3 protein-coding genes are annotated in these 2,194 nt (G+C 37.7%); all 3 read left to right on the forward strand.

Annotated features, from left to right (window positions below):
- Positions 1–308 precede the first annotated feature (308 nt).
- Positions 309–824: a zinc-finger-containing protein gene (locus tag INF29_RS14030; RefSeq protein ID WP_193487339.1), complete on the forward strand. Its 516-nt coding sequence runs from the start codon at positions 309–311 to the stop codon at positions 822–824.
- Positions 730–1,287: a sigma-70 family RNA polymerase sigma factor gene (locus tag INF29_RS14035; protein ID WP_193487341.1), complete on the forward strand. Its 558-nt coding sequence runs from the start codon at positions 730–732 to the stop codon at positions 1,285–1,287. The genes INF29_RS14030 and INF29_RS14035 overlap by 95 nt, the downstream gene beginning before the upstream one ends.
- 61 nt (positions 1,288–1,348) lie before the next feature.
- Positions 1,349–2,038, forward strand: a complete 690-nt coding sequence (locus INF29_RS14040; protein WP_193487343.1) for a hypothetical protein — start codon at positions 1,349–1,351, stop codon at positions 2,036–2,038.
- The last annotated feature ends 156 nt before the right edge of the window (positions 2,039–2,194 follow it).

Genomic DNA, 2,194 nt, shown 5'->3' on the forward strand with positions numbered 1-2,194 from the left:
AAATAGCCGCCAAGGGCGGCAGTTGAGAAAGTAGAGCACTTGGCGGACTTTCAATGCGCTTGCAAGCGCAGCTGGTAATAGCCCCTTCTAGGGGCAGAGCAAACCACCGGCTAAGCCGGTGGTCCTGATTGTTTCAAGAATTTTGTGTGGAAGTAGAAGTTTTTGCAAGTTAAATTGTTTCAGACTTCATTTGTTTACATAATGTTGGTACAAATATAAGCCACTAATTTTTCAGATTTGTAGATTTTATCATTTTATTTTCCTACAATTTTAGTAAAGAAGGATTTACAAAGATTGAGGTGATTCGTATGAAGACAAAAAAGAATAATAAACAGATGAGATGTCCATACTGCGGTGCAACAGTGATGCTACGTGATGCCAGTTTTGTATACGGGAAAAATGCTTTGGAAAAGAAAGTCTATGTTTGCTCAAACTATCCATCTTGTGATGCTTATGTAGGCGTATTGCCAAATAGCAATGGACCAAAAGGGACGTTAGCCAATGGAGAATTACGCAATTTAAGAATCTATGCCCATCATGTCTTTGATGAGATTTGGAAAAGAGGCATAATGAGCCGAAAAGATGCCTATCGTTGGATGAGAGATCAATTTTTTATGACAGGGGAGCAAGCTCATATCGGAAATTTCTCTGAATATATGTGTCAACGACTCATGGAGAAAAGCCAAGCATTATTGGAACAACATAACAAAGAAACGGGAGGGAAAAAGAATGAATATACATTTGAATGCAGAACAAAGAAAAATGGTAGAAGAAAATTTGTCAGTGGTACAAAAAGTCATCAGCAAACATGTTATGCTCAATGAATCTGTAGATGGGATGGGATATGATGACATTTATCAGATTGGCAGTATTGGTCTATGTAAAGCAGCAGTGACATATCGCAGTGGAAGCGATGCGTCTTTTCAAACCTATGCTTTTTCCGTGGTACGCAATGAGATTTATAATCATCTGCGCAGTATTGTAAACAAACAAAAAGCAAAATTGACAGATATTGCGGAAGAACAGGCACTGGTATCATCAGAGCAGACACCGGAAGAGAGGATAGAGGATCAAGCAGCGCTGGATGCACTTCGCTTATCAAAGGAACGATATCAAGGTGTGGCAAAATGCGGAATTGAAGCCTTAGAACTGAAACTGAAAGGATACAGTGGTGCGGAAATCGCAAAAATGTATCAGGTAAAGCCTAATTATATCGCTGCTTGCATTTGCAGAGCTGTAAAGTATCTAAAGAAGGATAAGGCATTTTTCGCGGACTTAGGAAAATAACGAAATTTGTTGTAGTTGATATACTTGATTTTGTATCAGATAAATAAAGGAGGAAGAAAACATGATTCAATTATATGCGGCAGTTGGAAGATATCATATTGAGGTTCAGCCAAATGGCAAAAAAATACCTATTGTTACTGTTGGGATCAATGAATGTGCTTTAACCATAGAAGAGATGGTCCTTTGGTCCAGCCTGATCTGGAACATCCTGACAAAAGAGGAACTGGAAGAAAGCTATAAAAGAAAAGCAGAGAAATCTGGAGTAGATCCAAAAACTTTTGAAAATACTTTGCAGCGAATGGAAGGGAGAAACCTAGTTGCTAGTGCGAAAGCGATAAAGGGCGATGAAACTTTATATCAACTTCTTGCAAACCTTTATGTGGTTCCTATCACAAGCAGTTTTTCTACAAAAGTAAAAGCGTTTCTGCATTTGATATTTTGCGAGAAAGTACCATTTTCCACAGCAAAATTAGTTTTTCAAAAAGAATCCTATGACCAGATGCAGCAGAAAGTAATCCATTTGTCTAAGCAAACGCTGTTGTCTAGTGCAGAGATTTTGAAATGTATCGAAATAGGTGTGACAGATGTATCTACCAGTGAAAAAGTTCTGGATGCATTGTATGATGATGATTTCAGTACCTGCGATAATCTGGGACTTTTTATGCGATTTTATGACCATTACAGAGAGATCCTGGAAGCAGTGGCAACATTGTACTTGAGCAGGAATATTGTATTTGATAAATTAAGCTAAAGCAAAAGAGAGAATCTGATTCAAATAAAGGCAGTGTGAAACTTTTTCTGTAAATATGTAATTGAAGAGGTTCTTCTATGGTAAAATTTAAATCATAGGAGGACCTTTTATTATGGCAAAACAGAAGAAACCCATACATCGGGTACAAATGACAGA

Source organism: Anaerotignum lactatifermentans (assembly GCF_014982935.1).
Taxonomy (GTDB): domain Bacteria; phylum Bacillota; class Clostridia; order Lachnospirales; family Anaerotignaceae; genus Anaerotignum; species Anaerotignum lactatifermentans.